General features: G+C 58.9%; 9 protein-coding genes. 4 read left to right on the top strand and 5 right to left on the bottom strand.

Translation table 11 applies throughout. From position 1 onward, the window contains the following. The first annotated feature begins 61 nt into the window (after positions 1-61). Positions 62-1,201 carry a LacI family DNA-binding transcriptional regulator gene (locus tag AC13HB_RS07710; protein ID WP_482949161.1) on the top strand — a complete coding sequence of 380 codons (1,140 nt, stop codon included), beginning with the start codon at positions 62-64 and terminating at the stop codon, positions 1,199-1,201. On the opposite strand, the gene AC13HB_RS07705 is transcribed toward AC13HB_RS07710, so the two are convergent. The 4 genes from AC13HB_RS07705 to AC13HB_RS07690 are packed head-to-tail and all read right to left on the bottom strand — an operon-like array spanning position 1,198 to position 7,281. Continuing rightward, positions 1,198-2,760, bottom strand: a complete 1,563-nt coding sequence (locus tag AC13HB_RS07705; RefSeq protein WP_482949160.1) for a tryptophan halogenase family protein — start codon at positions 2,758-2,760, stop codon at positions 1,198-1,200. The genes AC13HB_RS07710 and AC13HB_RS07705 overlap by 4 nt on opposite strands. Positions 2,761-2,788: 28 nt before the next feature. Continuing rightward, positions 2,789-4,303: a tryptophan halogenase family protein gene (locus AC13HB_RS07700; protein WP_482949159.1), complete on the bottom strand. Its 1,515-nt coding sequence runs from the start codon at positions 4,301-4,303 to the stop codon at positions 2,789-2,791. After that, positions 4,296-5,729 carry a tryptophan 7-halogenase gene (locus AC13HB_RS07695; RefSeq protein ID WP_482949158.1) on the bottom strand — a complete coding sequence of 478 codons (1,434 nt, stop codon included), beginning with the start codon at positions 5,727-5,729 and terminating at the stop codon, positions 4,296-4,298. The genes AC13HB_RS07700 and AC13HB_RS07695 overlap by 8 nt, the downstream gene beginning before the upstream one ends. A 22-nt stretch (positions 5,730-5,751) precedes the next feature. After that, a complete protein-coding gene (locus tag AC13HB_RS07690) occupies positions 5,752-7,281 on the bottom strand; it encodes a tryptophan halogenase family protein (RefSeq protein ID WP_482949157.1) in 1,530 nt (509 codons plus the stop codon). A 143-nt stretch (positions 7,282-7,424) separates the two neighbouring features. On the opposite strand from AC13HB_RS07690, the gene AC13HB_RS07685 reads away from it, so the two are divergent. From AC13HB_RS07685 to AC13HB_RS07675, 3 genes are all read left to right on the top strand, one after another. Then, positions 7,425-10,592 carry a TonB-dependent receptor gene (locus AC13HB_RS07685; RefSeq protein WP_482949156.1) on the top strand — a complete coding sequence of 1,056 codons (3,168 nt, stop codon included), beginning with the start codon at positions 7,425-7,427 and terminating at the stop codon, positions 10,590-10,592. Between the two features lie 240 nt (positions 10,593-10,832). Next, on the top strand, positions 10,833-13,376 hold the full coding sequence (locus AC13HB_RS07680; protein ID WP_482949155.1) for a glycoside hydrolase family 3 protein: 2,544 nt from the start codon (positions 10,833-10,835) through the stop codon (positions 13,374-13,376). Positions 13,377-13,447: 71 nt separating this feature from the next. Next, the gene (locus AC13HB_RS07675; RefSeq protein ID WP_482949154.1) at positions 13,448-15,025 is read left to right on the top strand and encodes an MFS transporter; all 1,578 of its coding nucleotides are present in this window, start codon (positions 13,448-13,450) and stop codon (positions 15,023-15,025) included. On the opposite strand, the gene AC13HB_RS07670 is transcribed toward AC13HB_RS07675, so the two are convergent. Beyond that, complete coding sequence (locus tag AC13HB_RS07670; protein WP_482949153.1) at positions 15,022-15,951, bottom strand: TSUP family transporter; 930 nt, start codon at positions 15,949-15,951, stop codon at positions 15,022-15,024. The genes AC13HB_RS07675 and AC13HB_RS07670 overlap by 4 nt on opposite strands. Between the last annotated feature and the right edge of the window lie 257 nt (positions 15,952-16,208).

Genomic DNA, 16,208 nt, shown 5'->3' with positions numbered 1-16,208 from the left:
GCCTTCCAGATTCCCGCCAAGGCGCTGCCCGCTTTCCATTGGCCACACCCACCGAACGACCTTGTCGCGTCCTGGCCGGGCGCATTCGCTCGCGGCCAGTTTCACCCTTGAGCGAGTATTGCGCTTTGGTGTGGGATGGATTTTAAATGCCGCGATCAGAGTATTGGAGCGTCTTCCAGACATCATGGCGATTGCGAACGCAGACCGGCTGCCGACTATTGTCGACGTGGCAAGAGAGGCGGGTGTTTCGATGAAGACCGTCTCGCGGGTGATCAATAATGACCCGACGGTCAAGCCAAAAAACCTGGAAAAAGTCCAGCAAGCCATCGCCAAGACCGGCTATCGCCGCAATGCCTTCGCACGCGGTCTGAGGGCGAGACAATCACTCATGATCGGCCTGCTCTATGAGCAGGCGGAAGGTGAATATCCAGCCAATATTCTTGCCGGTGCGCTGGCAGCCTGCCGTGAGCGCGGATACCATTTGATGGTTGAAGTCGTTAAGGGCGACAGCATGCTGAACTCAGCACGCGATTTCCTGCGGCAAATGAATTTTGACGGGGTCATCCTGACGCCGCCTGTATGCGACAATCCGGGTGTCATCGACTTTCTCAATGAGAATGACATCCGTTATGTCCGCATCTCGCCGCTGAATTCTCTGCCGCTGGGGCACGAAATCGGGATTGATGACGAGCAGGCCGGATATACGCTGGTCGAACACTTGATCAAGCTCGGCCACCGCAAAATCGCGCACATTCTCGGCGATGAGGGCCATCGCGCCACCATCCAGCGTCTGGCCGGGTACCGCAGAGCTCATGAAGCGGCCGGGCTTTCCTTTCAAGAAAGTCACGTCATAGCGGGCGGGTTCAGCTCCGAGGCCGGGTTCGAGGGCGCGCGCAAGCTTATGGCCATGGATGAGCCGCCCACGGCGATCTTCGCGTCCAATGACGAGTGTGCTGCCGGCGTATTGGCTTATGCCCAGGCTTACGGAATCCGGGTGCCGGATGAATTGTCGGTGGTGGGCTTCGACGGATCCATTATCGCCGATCTGGTTCATCCCACGCTGACGACCATGGTGCAGCCGACCCAGGCCCTGGCGGCCGAGGCGGTGCGCATGATCGTGGATGCCCGCGAGTCGACGGAAAGAAAAATCCTCCCCATCGAGATGCGCGTCAGCAAGTCGACCGCTGCGTACAGCGCCTAGAAGGCGCTGCGGCCAAGCATCGGATTCTGGGCCGGTGCTGTGGCGGGGCGTGCCGCACCCTGGCAGACCCGTTCCAGATATGTTTCGTGATCCTCGAACGTCTCGAGGCATTTGTTCATGGCACGACGCACTTCAGCCAGGCGCTTCTCCAGCATCTCGTCCGACAGGTGGTTGACGCCCGGGTGGTAGCGCTTGGGCCGGATGTTCTGGCCCTCGAAAACGGCAAACCAGCTGTCTTCGCCAAACAGCTCGTTATCGTGCCGGTATAGCCGCCCGTTTTCCTTGTAGATCTCTATGCGCTGCCGAAGCGTTTCAGGCAGCTCCATGGTTCGGACGTAATTCCAGAATTCACTGTCATCACGCTGGGTGGCGCAATAGTGCAGGATAATGAAGTCGCGCACCTGCTCGAATTCCAGCAGGGTTCGCCGGTTGTAATAATCAATGTCGGCCTGATTGAAGACCCTGTCCGGGAAGTTGGTCATCAGCCGGGCAATAGCGGACTGAATCAGGTGGATGGAGGTGGATTCCAGCGGCTCCAGGAAGCCCGAGGCCAGGCCCAGCGAAACGACATTCTTGTTCCAGGGTTTGGCCCGGACCCCGGTCTTGAAGCGCAAGAAACGCGGCTCGGCCATCGGCTCGCCTTCAAGCCCGGCCTGGAGCGTCGCATTGGCTTCATCATCGCTGATGAATTCACTGCAATAGACATGGCCATTGCCCAGCCTGTTCTGCAACGGGATACGCCACTGCCAGCCGGACTTGTGCGCTGTGGCACGCGTATAGGGAAGAATGGTGCCTGTCTGTTCGCAGGCCTGGGCCACAGCGCGGTCGACCGGCAGATAATTGGACCAGTCGATATAGCCGGACTTCAGCGTCTGTTCGATCAGCAGGCCGCGGAAGCCGGAGCAGTCGATAAACAGCTCACCGGAAATTTTCTTGCCGGATTCGAGCTGTACGCTTTCGATGAAGCCGTCTTCGGCGCGTTGCTGAACATCGACAATCTTTCCTTCAATCCGTTCCACGCCCCGCGATTCTGACAGGCCGCGCATATATTTGCCGTAGAGGCTTGAATCGAACTGGAAGGCATATTCCAGGTTTGCCAGCGGCGAGCCCTTGAGCTGGGGTTGGGGCGGGGCAAACTTGTTCACCTTCGAGGCGAGCGCTAGCAGATTGTAATCGCTGGCCGGGGTCGGGTTCTCGCCCATCGCGTGGCGCAGCCAGAAATGGTGAAAATGGTAACCGTCCATATTCACTCCGTAAGGGCTGAAGGAGTGGAAATAACGGTCGCCGACCTGGCCCCAATTCACGAACTCGATGCCGACCTTGTAGGTGGCGTTGGTCTTGCGCAGGAAGTCCGGCTCATCCAGTTTGACCAGCTTGTTGAAATACCGGATGTGCGGAATCGTCGCCTCTCCGACACCGACAATGCCGATCTCGTCGGATTCGATCAGACGGATGCGCACGGACGGGTCGCGCAGCAAGATGGACAGCCCGGCCGCGGCCATCCAGCCGGCGGTTCCGCCTCCGACGATAACGATGTCTTTGATGGCAAGATCTTTCATGCCCTTGGTCCACTTCGTTACAGGTGGGCTAGCTTGCCCAAGCATACTTTTGAAGAAAAGCCTCGTGCGTCGGCATATTGGCGACAGCGCCGCGCATGGCTGATGTCATGGAGTGCAGGCTTCTTGTGATATCCGACGGCTCCACCGCATTGACGATCGGGTCGATGGTTTCCGGCCAGATATTCTGTCCAAGCATGACCGCGATCCAGCTGGGTTTGGAAAACAGCTCGTCCTCATAGCGGAATATGCGACCCGCCTCGCGGAACAGCTCGATCTTCCCGGTGAGGGAGTCCGGGATGTCCATTGTCCGGCAATAATTCCACAGCGCGCTGTCGTCTCGTGCGGTTGCCTTGTAGTGCAGAATTATGAAGTCCCGGACCTGCTCGAATTTCTTCACCAGCTGACGATTATACTCATCGCGCACAGTTGCGGGCATGCCTGCGCTGGGAAACAGGGCGAGGAATTTGCTGATCGCTTCCTGAATCAGATAGAGCGATGTTGATTCCAGCGGTTCCAGGAAGCCGCCCGAGAGGCCGATCGCAACACAATTCTTCTCCCAGAATCTCTGGCGATGGCCGGTCCGGAACCGAATCTTGCGCGGGTCGCCTAGCGGCTTGCCGTCGAGATCGGCGAGCAGGCTGTCGATTGCGGTGTCGTCATCCATCCACTGGCTGGAATAGATATGCCCGTTCCCGGTCCGCTTCCGGGTGGGAATGCGCCACTGCCAGCCGGCCGGTTTGGCCGTGGAGACAGTGTAGGGCAGAAGCTCGCCGGCCTGCTCGCAGGCCACCGTCTGGGCCGTGTCGCAGACGAGCCAATGCGACCAGTCGTTAAAACCGACGTCAAGCGTCTGGCCGATCAAAAGCCCTCTGAAGCCACTGCAATCAAAGAAAAGATCACCTTCGAGCAGGGCTCCGTCTTCAAGGTCGACCCCAGTCAGAAAGCCGGTCTGGCTGTCCTGGTGGGCCTTGACGACTTTGCCTTCCTTGCGATGCACGCCGCGCTCTTCGGAATAACGTCGCAAATAGGCGGCATAAGCCGTGGCATCGAAATGATAGGCGTATCTGACATGGGACATGACCGATCTCGGATTGGGATCGGGCAGTGTGAATTTTCCGTGCTTGGCGGCCATCGCGCTCAGGCTGAAATCCTCGATCGCGCTGTCGGCCTGATTGGCGCGATGGCGCAGCCAGTACTGGTGAAAATCAACGCCATTCATATCCACACCGATCGGTCCGAAAGGGTGGAAATAGGTTTCGCCAATCCGGCTCCAGTTCACGAATTGGATGCCCAGCTTGAAGGTGCCGTTTGTCTCCTTGAGGAATTCGGCCTCGGGAATGCCCAGCATGGCATTGAAGTTTATGACGTCAGGGATGGTCGCCTCGCCAACACCGATGGTGCCGATCTGATCGGATTCCACCAGAGTGATGCGCACTGAGTGAGCCGGCAGCATTCTGGACAAGGCCGCGGCCGTCATCCAGCCGGCAGAGCCGCCGCCCACGATTACGATCTGCTTGATGGGGCGTGAGCGGTCTTCAGACATGGTTCTGCTTCTCAAGATATGCCTTGAAACGTGTCAGGTAGTCATGATGGGGCGGCATTTTCGACACCATCTGCTCGATCGCTGCCTTCAACTGGGCGAGATTATGCTCAGCCTGCTGAACCGGAATAGTGTCGACTTGGCGGTCGTGTTGGCGGGGCGTTCGCCCCATGCCGAGATGGTTTTGCGTCCAGTCTTCTTCATTGAAGGGCTCCAGGTCGTAGCTGACCAGGAATCCACGATTTTTGAACTGGACAATCTTGCGCGACAGCGCCTCCGAGCGAGGGCCTGACGACGGCGGCTGCCAAGGCAAAGTCTCGGAAGGCGTGCCGGGCGAATAGAGCGCGTCATGGAATAAATTCGTCTGTGCCAGATCGTCCTTGAAGCGACGATTGAATTCGCGACGCTCCGTGGTCATGTCGTCGCTGACGGGCACGAGCTCCTGCAGTCGCTCGATATCTCTCTGCAGAAGCATCATCGGCGCCGGCGTTAAAGGCTCGACTGCCCATGCGGCATGCCCCACAGCAATGCAGTTCCCGATCCACGCGTCTTCCAGTTGTCCGAGTGCGATCCGGATTGCCCTGGTCGGCAGGTCATTATCAGTAGCGGTGTCGACCCTGATTTCCAGATTGCCGTCTTGGAGGTGGGCTGCCGAAGTCCAGCCTGACGGGTCAGCTTCAATCTCCCGGCAGGGTGGGCCGAGCTGCGGAGCGTCTTTCCGCTCCGCGCTGGCCGAAACGTGGCGGGTGATCTGATACCGGGAAGCCAGCGCACCGATACAGCGCTGGGCCTGTCCGCTGGCGTCCACGAAGAGATCGCCTGGCACACGCTCCCTGTCCGCGACCTGCACGGCGCTTACTTTGCCTTCATGGTGTTCAACGCCTGTTATGTCATCGCGAATACGCTCAACCCGGCTGCTGGCCACGAGTCGGTCCAGAAGACCGCTCCACTCGTCAGGTGAGAATTGATAGCCGTACTCGGCGCGCGACAAGGGGTTGCGCGGGTCTTCCGGCGGGTGGGCAAAGCGGCCAAGGGCTGCAGCCCGTGCGGAGATCAGCAAGGGTTCGAGCGGTGCGCCGGATCGGGTCAGAAAGTGCCGCAATGGAATGCCGGCCGGTATCGGAAGCGGCGCGTGGTGGCACAGCATCCACGGCTGAGGCGACGCCCAACGCTTGAACAAGGTGCCGTAGGAGAAAGAGGTCCGGGTCTCGAGCAGAAGCGTGCGCTCGTCCAGCCCCAGGGCGTGAAGGAAATTATAGCTCTCCGGCGAGGTGGCGCTGCCATAGAAGATGTCGTCGGCGGGCCTCTCGGCACCCGCGATCTGAACGATCCTGATGTCAGCACCCAGAGTCTTGGCGAGACTCAGCGCGGCAAGATTGCCTGCCAGTCCGCCACCACACACGACAAGGGTCTTTCGAGAAGGGCTCATGGGTACACTTTTCCGCCCCGCATCAGGCCTGAGGCGCGCGCAACGAGGAGCCTGATGCTGCCCCGTATTGCTGCAGGAAGGCTGCCTGGGCCGGGGTTGCATTCACAGCCCGGGTGGTTTCCTGCCGGATGCGCTCCAGCCGGTCGCGAATGTCCTCGATGGAATATCGCCCCACACGAGGATCGTGATTGGCCGGGATCAGGTTCTGGCCCAGCAGCACGGCGATCCAGCTGGGTGGAAGAAAAACGCCGAACTCGTATTTCAGCACATATCCGCGAGACAACCAGGCATCGATCTTTTCCTGCAGGCTGTCCGGCAGGGTCAGCTCACGGAAGTGACGCCACATGGCACTGTCATCGCGCTGGGTGGCCACGTAATGCAGCAGGAGGAAATCGCGCACTCGCTCGAAATTCAGGCCCATGCGCTCATTGTATTCCTCGGCGTCCAGCGGATCGATGCGGTCATTCGGGAACAGCTCGACCAGTGTCGTGATGCCTTCCTGGATCAGGTGTATGGAGGTGGACTCCAGCGGCTCCAGGAACCCGGCAGACAGGCCGATACTGACCACATTGCGATTCCAGAACTTCCTGCGACGACCGGTCTTGAAGAATAGCTGTTTGGGTTCCGCCAGCGCCGGGCCTTCAAGCGTGCTCATCAGCTGGTCGGTCGCTTCATCGTCAGAGATGAATTCACTCCAGTAGACGTGACCATTGCCTGTGCGGTGCTGCAGGGGAATCCGCCACTGCCAACCCGCCTTCCGGGCAGTTGCGCGGGTATAGGGCACCAGCTCGCCATTGGCCTGGCACGGAACAGCCACAGCCCGGTTGCAGGGCAGCCACTCGCTCCAGTCGTCATAGCCGGTCTCGAGCGCTTGCTCGATCAGAACGCCCCGGAAGCCGGAGCAGTCCACAAACAGGTCGGCCTCGATTCTGGATTCGTCATCAAGTCTGACAGCAGCGACGTGGCCGGTGTTCGGGTCAAGCTCGACATCCTCGACCTTGCCTTCCTTCCGCTCGACGCCCCGTTCTTCGCTGAACGTGCGCAGGTAACCGGCATACAGACTGGCATCAAACTGATAAGCGTAACCAAAATTCGAACCGATCTGGTCGATGTTCCCATCGGGCATTTTGAACCGCCCCTGCTCGGCCGCGAGGATGGGATAGGAATACGCATCAAGCCGATCGGCGCCCTCGGCCAGGCGGAGCTTCAGCCAGAACTGGTGGAAGTCGAGATCATCCATGGGCAGGCCATAATCGCCGAAGGGGTGGATGTAGCGATCGCCCAGCTTTCCCCAGTCACAGAACTCGATCCCGAGCTTGAAGGTCGCCTCGGTCGCTTTCATGAAAGAGGCTTCGTCGATGCCGAGGGCCTGATTGAAAAATCTGATGTGTGGCAAGGTTGCCTCACCCACGCCAACTGTCCCGATCTGATCGGATTCGATAAGTGTGATATCAAGGCCCAAGTTACTGAATTTGCGGGAAATGGCTGCGGCGGTCATCCAGCCCGCCGTGCCCCCTCCAAGGATGCAAATACGTGTAATGCCCGTCGCCATCGTCCCTCAGACCTGTTTCCATTTGCGTCCAGATTGACAAGGCTATTGCCAAGCCACAAGGTGTTTTGCTAGCGGTAGAACAAGTAATATTTCGCAGCAAAAAAGACAACGTTGTTTTTTGCTGAGTCCGGGGAGGGTAACCGATGAGTAAAACTACCAAAAACGAGCCTTGGCGTTCTGTGCGGCACGCCTTGCTTGGGACAACTGCCATGGTGGCGGCTGTCAGCTTCCAGAGCGCAATGGCTCAGGAGGCCGATACCGAGAGCAATGACGGGGAAACTACTGACGTCGTTACTGTGACCGGTGTGCGCGGCGCGCTTTTGAACGCCCGAAATATCAAGCGCGAAGCCGATACCTTTGTGGATTCGATCACCTCGAGCGATGTGAGCCAGCTGCCGGATCTGTCCGTCGCCGAGGCCTTGTCGCGTGTTCCGGGTGTGGTGACGCAGCGCTTTGAGCTGGGTGGCAGCGACGGTGACTTCCCGTCGCCGGAAGGCTCGGGCAACATCATTCGTGGCCTGCAGTATGCGCGTTCGGAATTCAATGGCCGCGACGCCTTTTCGGCGAATGGCGGCCGAGCCCTTGAATGGGCCAGTATTCCGCCGGAATTGATCGGGGCGGTGGAGGTTTTCAAGAACCAGACCGCTGACATGATCGAGGGGGGAATCTCCGGTACGGTGAACCTGCGCACTCTGGAGCCGTTCGACCGCGACGGCCCGTTTGCGGTACTGGCTGCCGAGACCATCTACACCGACCTGGCCGAGGAATGGAGCCCGGGCATCAGCGCAATCGCTGGCACTCGCTGGGAAAATAACTCCGGTGAGTTCGGTCTGCTTGGTTCTTTCTCCACTTCCGAGCTGAATTCGAATATCGACGGCTTCCAGTATGGTCCGCCGCTCGCGATCCCGAACCCGGACAATCCCGGCACTACCATGGCACTGCCGGGTGGCTGGCAGGCGCGCGACGCCTCGGTCGGCCGCGAACGGGACAGTTTCTATCTGGCAGGCCAGTGGGCATCTCCGAACGGAGACATAGAGCTCACCGTCAGGGCCATCCGCGTCGAAAATGAAATCACCACACGCGAAAACACGATCGAGTTCTTCACGGATGCAGAATCGTGGGCCAACTGGACAGTCCTTGGCGACCCGAGCACGCGCAGCATCGTTCCGTTTACGTCAGCGGGCATCCCTCAGTGTAACGGTGCCGGTGAAGCTGCAAATGGTGGTATCGGCATTTGCGAAAACCTGATTCCGGTCGATGGCGGCCTGATGGAATCGGGCGTGGTGTCCAACAATCTGCGCGACTGGCTGGGTGAGGGCGGTAATCTGAATACGGCTCTGCAGTCCCTGGCGATCAACCAGGTCGAAGAGTCCATGACCCAGGACTTCAGCGCGAATCTCAAATGGCAGGTTTCTGACCGCCTCTTCGTGGAATTCGATGCCCATTACACAGATGCCGAAGCATCGCTGGAGCGCCTCTGGGCGGGCGGCAATCACATGGCGGATTACCGCTTTGACTTCTCGGAGACCGATAGTCCGGAGATCGAGCTTTTCCTGTCTGACCAGGTGCAGCTGGCTTCCTGGGGCACCACCCGCGGTCCGAACCCCGGTATCCTGGGCGATCTGGGCGACCCGCGTTATGGCTTCCTGCTTTATGCTGCCGATGAATATCAGGATAACAGCGGCGATCTTTTCGCGATCCGTGGTGATGCCGAGTATGAGTTCGACGGTGACAGCTGGTTCGACTCTGTGAAGATCGGCGGTCGTTACTCCGAGCGCGAGCAGATAAATCGCAGTGCTGGTCTGAACTGGGGTGGTATCGCACCGCCATGGGCCGGGGGGTATCTGCCGTACGCGAATATGGACAATCAGGACTTCTACGAGACGTTCGACTTTGCGCAGTTCCAGCGCGGCGGCGTCTTCCAGGGAGACCTGACCTCTATCGTGTACCCAAGTCAGGCGAATATGAGCAATATCGACGCCTTCGTTGAGTCGCTCGCGGCCGAGCCCTTCCTCGGTGCCGGCATTAATGCTGACGGCAACCTACAGATCGGTGACTGGGTGCCGCTTCGCCAGAATGGCGTGATCGACTATGCCAATCGAGGAATCGATGGTTCGGTCAAAGAGGAGACCATCAACCTCTACGGCATGGTCAATTTCAGTCAGGATTTCGATAGTGGTCAGTCCGTAACGGGTAATTTCGGCCTGCGTTATGTGCGGACGGAAAACACCGGTGGCGGCGTTATAGGTTATACGGCGTTTGCACCGGATGATCCGCTAAACAATACTGAACCAAGAGATTTCCTGCCCGAGCTTGCAGCGCTGCTCGACACGCCGAACGGTCCGAACAGCCTCGACAACAGCTATGAGTACTTCCTGCCGTCGTTCAACCTTCGCTGGGATCTCAATGACGAGATGCTGATCCGTTTCGCCGCCAGCCAGGCGATTACGAGACCCAACATTTCGTCCATCAACTCGACCCGCACCACTGTGCCCGATCTGGGTTTTGTGACCGACACGACGGCCACCCCGCCGACGATCGTGGACATTGTTCCGAACCGGTTGAACCAGTACGGCGGAAACCCGCTCCTGGAGCCGATCGAGGCGACCAATTTCGACATCTCCTACGAGTGGTATTTCGGGACTGAGGGCCTGTTCTCTGTGTCCGCCTTCTACAAGGATCTCGATAACGTCATCGTCTATGGCACCGAGACCCAGGACGTGCTCAATCTCGACGGATACCAAGTGCCGGTCGTCTATAACGGCAACATCAACCTGCGTGACGGTTCGGTTGAGGGTATCGAGTTTGCCTATCAGGATTTCTTCACCGAACTTCCTGGCCTCTGGGGCAATCTTGGTGTGCAGGCCAACCTGACGCTCATCTCCTCGGAAGCCGAACCGCTGCCTTCCGTTCGCGACACGGACGGGGATGGCGTTGAAGGCTTCCTCACGGTCTATCGTTGGGGCATTGATGAGCTGCTCGGTCTGTCCGACGTCTCCTACAACCTCATCGGTATCTACCAGGATGACCGGTTCGAAGCCCGGCTGGCCTACAACTGGCGTTCTGAATACTGGAGCTCCTACCGTGATTACATCACCGGTAACCCGATCCGGCAGGACGATATCGGCTTCCTCGATGCCTCGTTCCGGTGGACGGTCACCGATAATCTGGAGCTCAGCGTCCAGGCCGCCAACCTGCTTGATACCAAGTCGACGGCGAGCCAACAGATTGATGCTGCCGGACAGACATATGCGCGTTCGGTCTTTGTGAACGATCGCCGATTCGAATTCGGCATCCGCTACGACTTCTAATGGTGTGCGAAACGTATGACCTAAGAGACTGAATCGAAGGGGCAGGATGCTTGATCCTGCCCCTTTGTATTTCGCCACTCGATCCGTGCTGTCGCGCGGCTCCAACAACAATAAGTCACAGCCTAGCGCCGGCGGGACAGGGTGAGGGTTGCTGATCGAATTGACCCCCGTCTGACTGCCGTCATGGAGAACCAGAATATGATTTATCGGGCAGAATTTCTTCTCAGGGGCAGTGCAATCATGGCGCTCTTGCTCGGTGTTGCTGCCTGCTCGCAGCCCGCTGAGCCCAACCCGTCCCAGCCCGACCAGAACCAGGTTGAAGCCCCGACGGGCATCACGGTTTCAAACAGCACGAGCAGTGTCACCGTGCACCCGGAAATCTGGCCGGAAAGCCAATCGCCTGTTGAGCGTGATCCGCAAACCGAAGCCTTTATCGCCGACCTCCTGTCGCAAATGACGATCGAGGAAAAGGTGGGTCAGGTAATCCAGGCGGATATCGGCACCATCACGCCGGAACTGGCGGCTGAATACAATATAGGTTCGGTCCTCAATGGCGGGAATTCCGCGCCGGGGGGGGATAACTACGCGCCGCCGCAAGCCTGGGTCGATCTGGCCGATGCCTATTATGACGCCTCAACGGATACCAGCGATGGCGGAGTCGGTATCCCGATCCTGTGGGGCACCGATGCGGTTCACGGTCACAGCAATGTGGTCGGTGCGACGCTGTTCCCCCACAATATCGGCCTTGGCGCTGCCGATAACCCTGAGCTGATGCGCCAGATTGGCGAAGCGACGGCGCTGGAAATCCGCGCCACTGGACAGGACTGGACCTTCGCGCCAACCGTTGCGGTGGTGCAAGATGATACTTGGGGCCGGACCTATGAGAGCTATTCAGAAACTCCGGAAATTGTCGCGCGCCTGAGCGAGCAGATCGTTCTGGGTTTGCAGGGCGATCCCAACAGCGAAGATTTCCTCGGTCCCGATCATACCATCGCCACGACCAAACATTTTGTCGGCGATGGAGGCACCCACAGAGGCATCGACCAAGGCGATACCCGCGTCACTGAGGAGGTGCTGCGGGATATCCATTCACCAGCCTATCCGCTCAGTATCGCTGCGGGCGTACAGACAGCCATGGCATCGTTCAACAGCTGGCAAGGCATCAAGATGCATGGCAACCGCGCCATGCTTCACGACGTACTTGTCGAGCGCATGGGGTTCGACGGTTTTGTCGTCGGTGACTGGGAAGGTCACGGCCAGATCGACGGCTGTACCAATGAGAACTGCCCGCAAGCACTGCTGGCGGGACTCGACATGTATATGGCCGCGGGCAGCTGGCAGGGGCTTTACGAGAATCTGCTGGCTCAGGTTCAGGACGGAACCATCCCCATGGAGCGCCTGGACGAAGCTGTTCTGCGCATTCTGAGGGTGAAGGCACGCGCTGGCCTGTTCGCTGGGGTTCGCCCGTCCGAACGCCCCAATGCCGGCAATTTTGATTTGATCGGCAGCGAGGCTCATCGCGAGATCGCGCGCTCGGCTGTTCGTCAGTCTTTGGTTATGTTGAAGAATAATGGCGGACTGCTCCCGCTTGATCCGTCCCAGACCATCCTGATCTCCGGCGACGGTGCGGATAATATTGCCAAACAGGCAGGGGGCTGGACCATCAACTGGCAAGGTGATGGTCACTCCAATGAGGATTTCCCGGGTGGGCAATCGGTCTATGACGGCTTTGTCGAGGCCGTAGACGACGCCGGCGGCACGATCATTCTGGCCGAAGACGGTCAGAGCGATGTGCGCCCGGACGTGGCCGTAGTTGTCTTTGGTGAAGAACCTTACGCGGAATTCGTCGGCGATCGGGATACGCTCGTCTTCTCCGACGAGCGTGGCCTCGAGCTGCTGCGCCAGTTCCAGGCAGAGGGCATTCCGACCGTCGCAATATTCATCAGTGGTCGCCCCATGTGGATGAATCGTGAGCTGAATGCCTCAGATGCCTTTGTGGCGGCCTGGCTGCCCGGATCCGAAGGCGGCGGTGTTGCGGACGTCCTGGTGGCCGATGAAACCGGCGCACCGCGCCATGACTTCTCCGGCTCGCTGACCTTCTCCTGGCCGCGTCTGGCGACCCAGACGGTTCTGAACCCGCACGACGACAATTACGACCCGCTCTTCGCCTTCGGTTACGGCCTCACTTATGGCGATGATGTTGAAGTTCCGGAATTATCGGAAGACAGCGGCGTGTCCATCGGCGGCGGAGCAATGGCATTCGAACTGATGTCGCGTGGTCGGTCTGAAACACCCTTCTCCATCGTGCTGGCTGAGGGTGAGAACACCGCGATCGTGTCCGGGCCTGACGCCTCGTCTCCTGGCGGCGCTGTGTCAGTGACCCTGGATGATCGTGACGTCCAGGATGACAGCCGTCGTATCAGCTGGGCCGGAGAAGGTGATCTGCAGATTACTGGCGAAGGTCTCGACTTTGGCGACCATGGCGGGATGGCCATATCCCTCCTCTACCAGGTCACGGATGCCGGGACCGGCACAACCGAGTTCTGGATGGGCTGCGGCGAAGGCTGTGAAGGTCGTCTGGACATGACACAGTCGATCCAGATCGATGCAGGAAAGGGCTGGCGACGGGCTGAAATCCCGCTCAGCTGCTTTGCAGATGCCGGAGCGGACCTCGCTGATGTGGACGTGGCGCTGGGCGTCTCGGGCACGGACGGCTTGGAGATGTGGTTTGCCGACATCTTCATCGCTGAAGCCAGCTCTGATGGTCTGGGCTGCGAGCTCTGATCACCACGGGCTATACATTCAATCCTGACCGGTCAGTATGCCCGTCTCGGGCAAGCTGACCGGTACAGGATATGGACCCAAAACGACTTAGCGACCGGTCACTCATAAGATTAGCCTCCACCGTCTCGCTTGGCGGGTTTGTCTTCGGCTACGACGCCGTCGTCATCTCCGGGGCTATCGAGCCCGTGGCACAGCGCTTCTCACTCAACGCCTGGCATGAGGGGCTGCTTGTGGCAGTTCCAACGCTGACGGCGATCGCCGGAACCCTGCTTGCCGGGCCATTAAGCGATCGGTATGGCCGCAAAGCCCTCCTCCTGGTGGTGGCAGGTCTTTATATTGTCTCCGCGCTCGCCTCGGCCTTTGCGGCCGATGCCTGGGTTCTCACCTTCAGCCGAGGACTGGGGGGGCTGGCTTTTTCCTCGCTGGTCCTGGGACCCCTCTACGTTTCCGAAACTGCGGCGGCACGGCACCGGGGCCAGATGGTCTCGATGAACCAGATCGCGATCGTGCTCGGACTGTCCGTCGCCTATTTTTCAAATCTCGCCGTGACATCTTTCAGCCACCACAGTGCCGATGGAACGCTTACTTTGTTCGGGGTGCAGTCTTGGCGGTGGATGTTCGGCATTGAGCTGATTCCAGCCACCCTCTGGTTCCTGCTGCTGATTCCGATCCCGGAAGCCCCGCGATGGTTGCTCAGCAAGGGCCGTAGCGCCGAGGCTCGCACTCTTCTTGAGCGGCTTCACGGCGAAACTCATGCGCGCGCATTCTTCGAGCGACTCAAGCCGGAGCTGCAGGCGGAGAAAGCCGAGAAGACCACCCTTCTACCAATGCTGAGGTCGCGGGTTTTTGCGTTGACCTTCCTCATTGCGGCCATCGTGGCCGTGGCCCAGCAGATCACCGGCGTCAATGCGATCTATTTTTACGCGCCGACCGTTTTTCATCAGGCGGGAGCGGGCATTAACGCGTCCCTGTTGCAGGCTTCGGTAATTGGCGCGCTCAATCTGGGCTTCACTTTCGTTGCTTTTTTCCTGGTCGACCGTGTCGGGCGACGGCCGCTATTACTGGGCGGCCTGATCGGTATTGTCCTGTCCATGCTAATCGTGGGTTCGGGGTTTTCAGAGGCCCGATATCTTATTGAGCTGGACGCTCTGCAACGTCTGCCGATGCATCTTCACGCCACTCTGGCCCCGTTAACCGGCGAGATCTTTCAGTCCGACGTGGACTTCAACGCTGCTCTTCGTGACCTGCTGTCGGAGGACGAGTACCGCCAATACCATAACCTGCTTCTGGAGATCGCCGTCGAGATCAATGCTCCGCTCATTCTGTTCGGATTGTGCCTATTCGTGGCCTCGTTCGCCTCATCGCTCGGTCCTGTGATGTGGATCTTTCTGTCGGAGGTTTTCCCCGGTCCGGTTCGGGGGATTGCGATTGCAATGGTCGCTGCGCTCAACAGTCTGACGAGTTTCCTCGTGCAGCTGGCTTTCCCTGTCGAACTGGAGATGATCGGAGCGGCAGCGACCTTCTGGCTTTACGCGGGCACCGCTGCGGTGTTTGCCCTGCTCGTCTGGCGTCTGGTTCCTGAGACAAAGGGCCGGCATCTGGAGGACATTCAATCGGTATTCGAACCGAGCCGCGATCATCGGAACTAGCGCAGGGCGATGAGAACCAGGCTTGAGAGGATGATCCAGATCGAGGCCATCAACTTCAGGCGGGTTGCTCCTAGCCAGTAAGCAAGACGGCGTGCGAGAAACCCCCCTAGCGCGACGCCGGGCGCGGCAAAGAGCAGAATTTCAAGCGCTATGGTGGCTTCTATCCAGTGGTAGATCGATCCTACAGACACGCTGACGGCCGACGCTATCACGGCCGCCGGTGCGCAGATCCGCATGTCAAATCCGCGCAGGAACAGATAAAGCGCAAGAATTTCACCGATACCCACCGAAAACCAGGCTGTAGCCACGCCGCCAAGCGTTGAAAAAATTACAATGCCGACCTTGTCCGACGCGGTTATCTGATGGGGGTCATGGTGCTGGGTCTGCCCTTTTTGAACCTGATAGAGCAGCAGGCAGCCCAGCGTGATGGAAAACAGCTTGAAAGCCAGAAAGCCGAAACCGTCTGGAACTGTAATCGCCCATTGGGTCACCAGCATGGCCGGAAGGCTGCTGCAAAGTGCCAGCACTAGCACAGGCGTTAGTATACGCGGCCAGATTCCTGGCAGCCCTTCCGCTATGCGGTCCCGGGCAATGCGGTTCATCCAGGTTAGACTGCCGATGGTCATGCCGAAGCTCTGGATCGCAAAGCTCAAGCCCACGACCTCTATGTGCGACAGGTCATAGAGCCCGGTTTCCCGCAAAAAGCTGAAGGCCGGCACGAAGACGGCACCACCGCCGACGCCCGTGGAATTGGCAATCAGTGCACCGGCTACACCGAGGCCGGTAAAGGATGAGAGGTGAGCAGAGGCCGCGCTTGTGCCGACCTGCAGCACGATCGCCAGGTAAGCCGCCGTCAGCAGTGCCAGGACCACCAAAGTTGCAACGCGCAGCCTGATTAGATCCGCTTTGATGGTCGTGGCGATCATTGTCTTCTTTCTGGAGGAGGAAACACAACAAACTTAGCCTGGCGAGACCTGATTGCGAGGTCTCGTCGCACGCTCGCAAAAACACTTACTCGGGACGAATCTCCGCCCGATACGACGCGAGGTCCCAGAGATTCAGATCGCTGCGGGGGTGCGAAATGATCGCCATGACAGCAGATCGCTGCGGGAATTTTAGGCAACGTTGTCTTTTTTGTTCTCTCCCCCCTTCCCGGCTCTATTTTTCAAGGTTATTCCTGCCA

This window comes from Maricaulis sp. B-26 (genome assembly GCF_056857855.1).
This window is presented reverse-complemented; position numbering and strand designations above follow the sequence as displayed.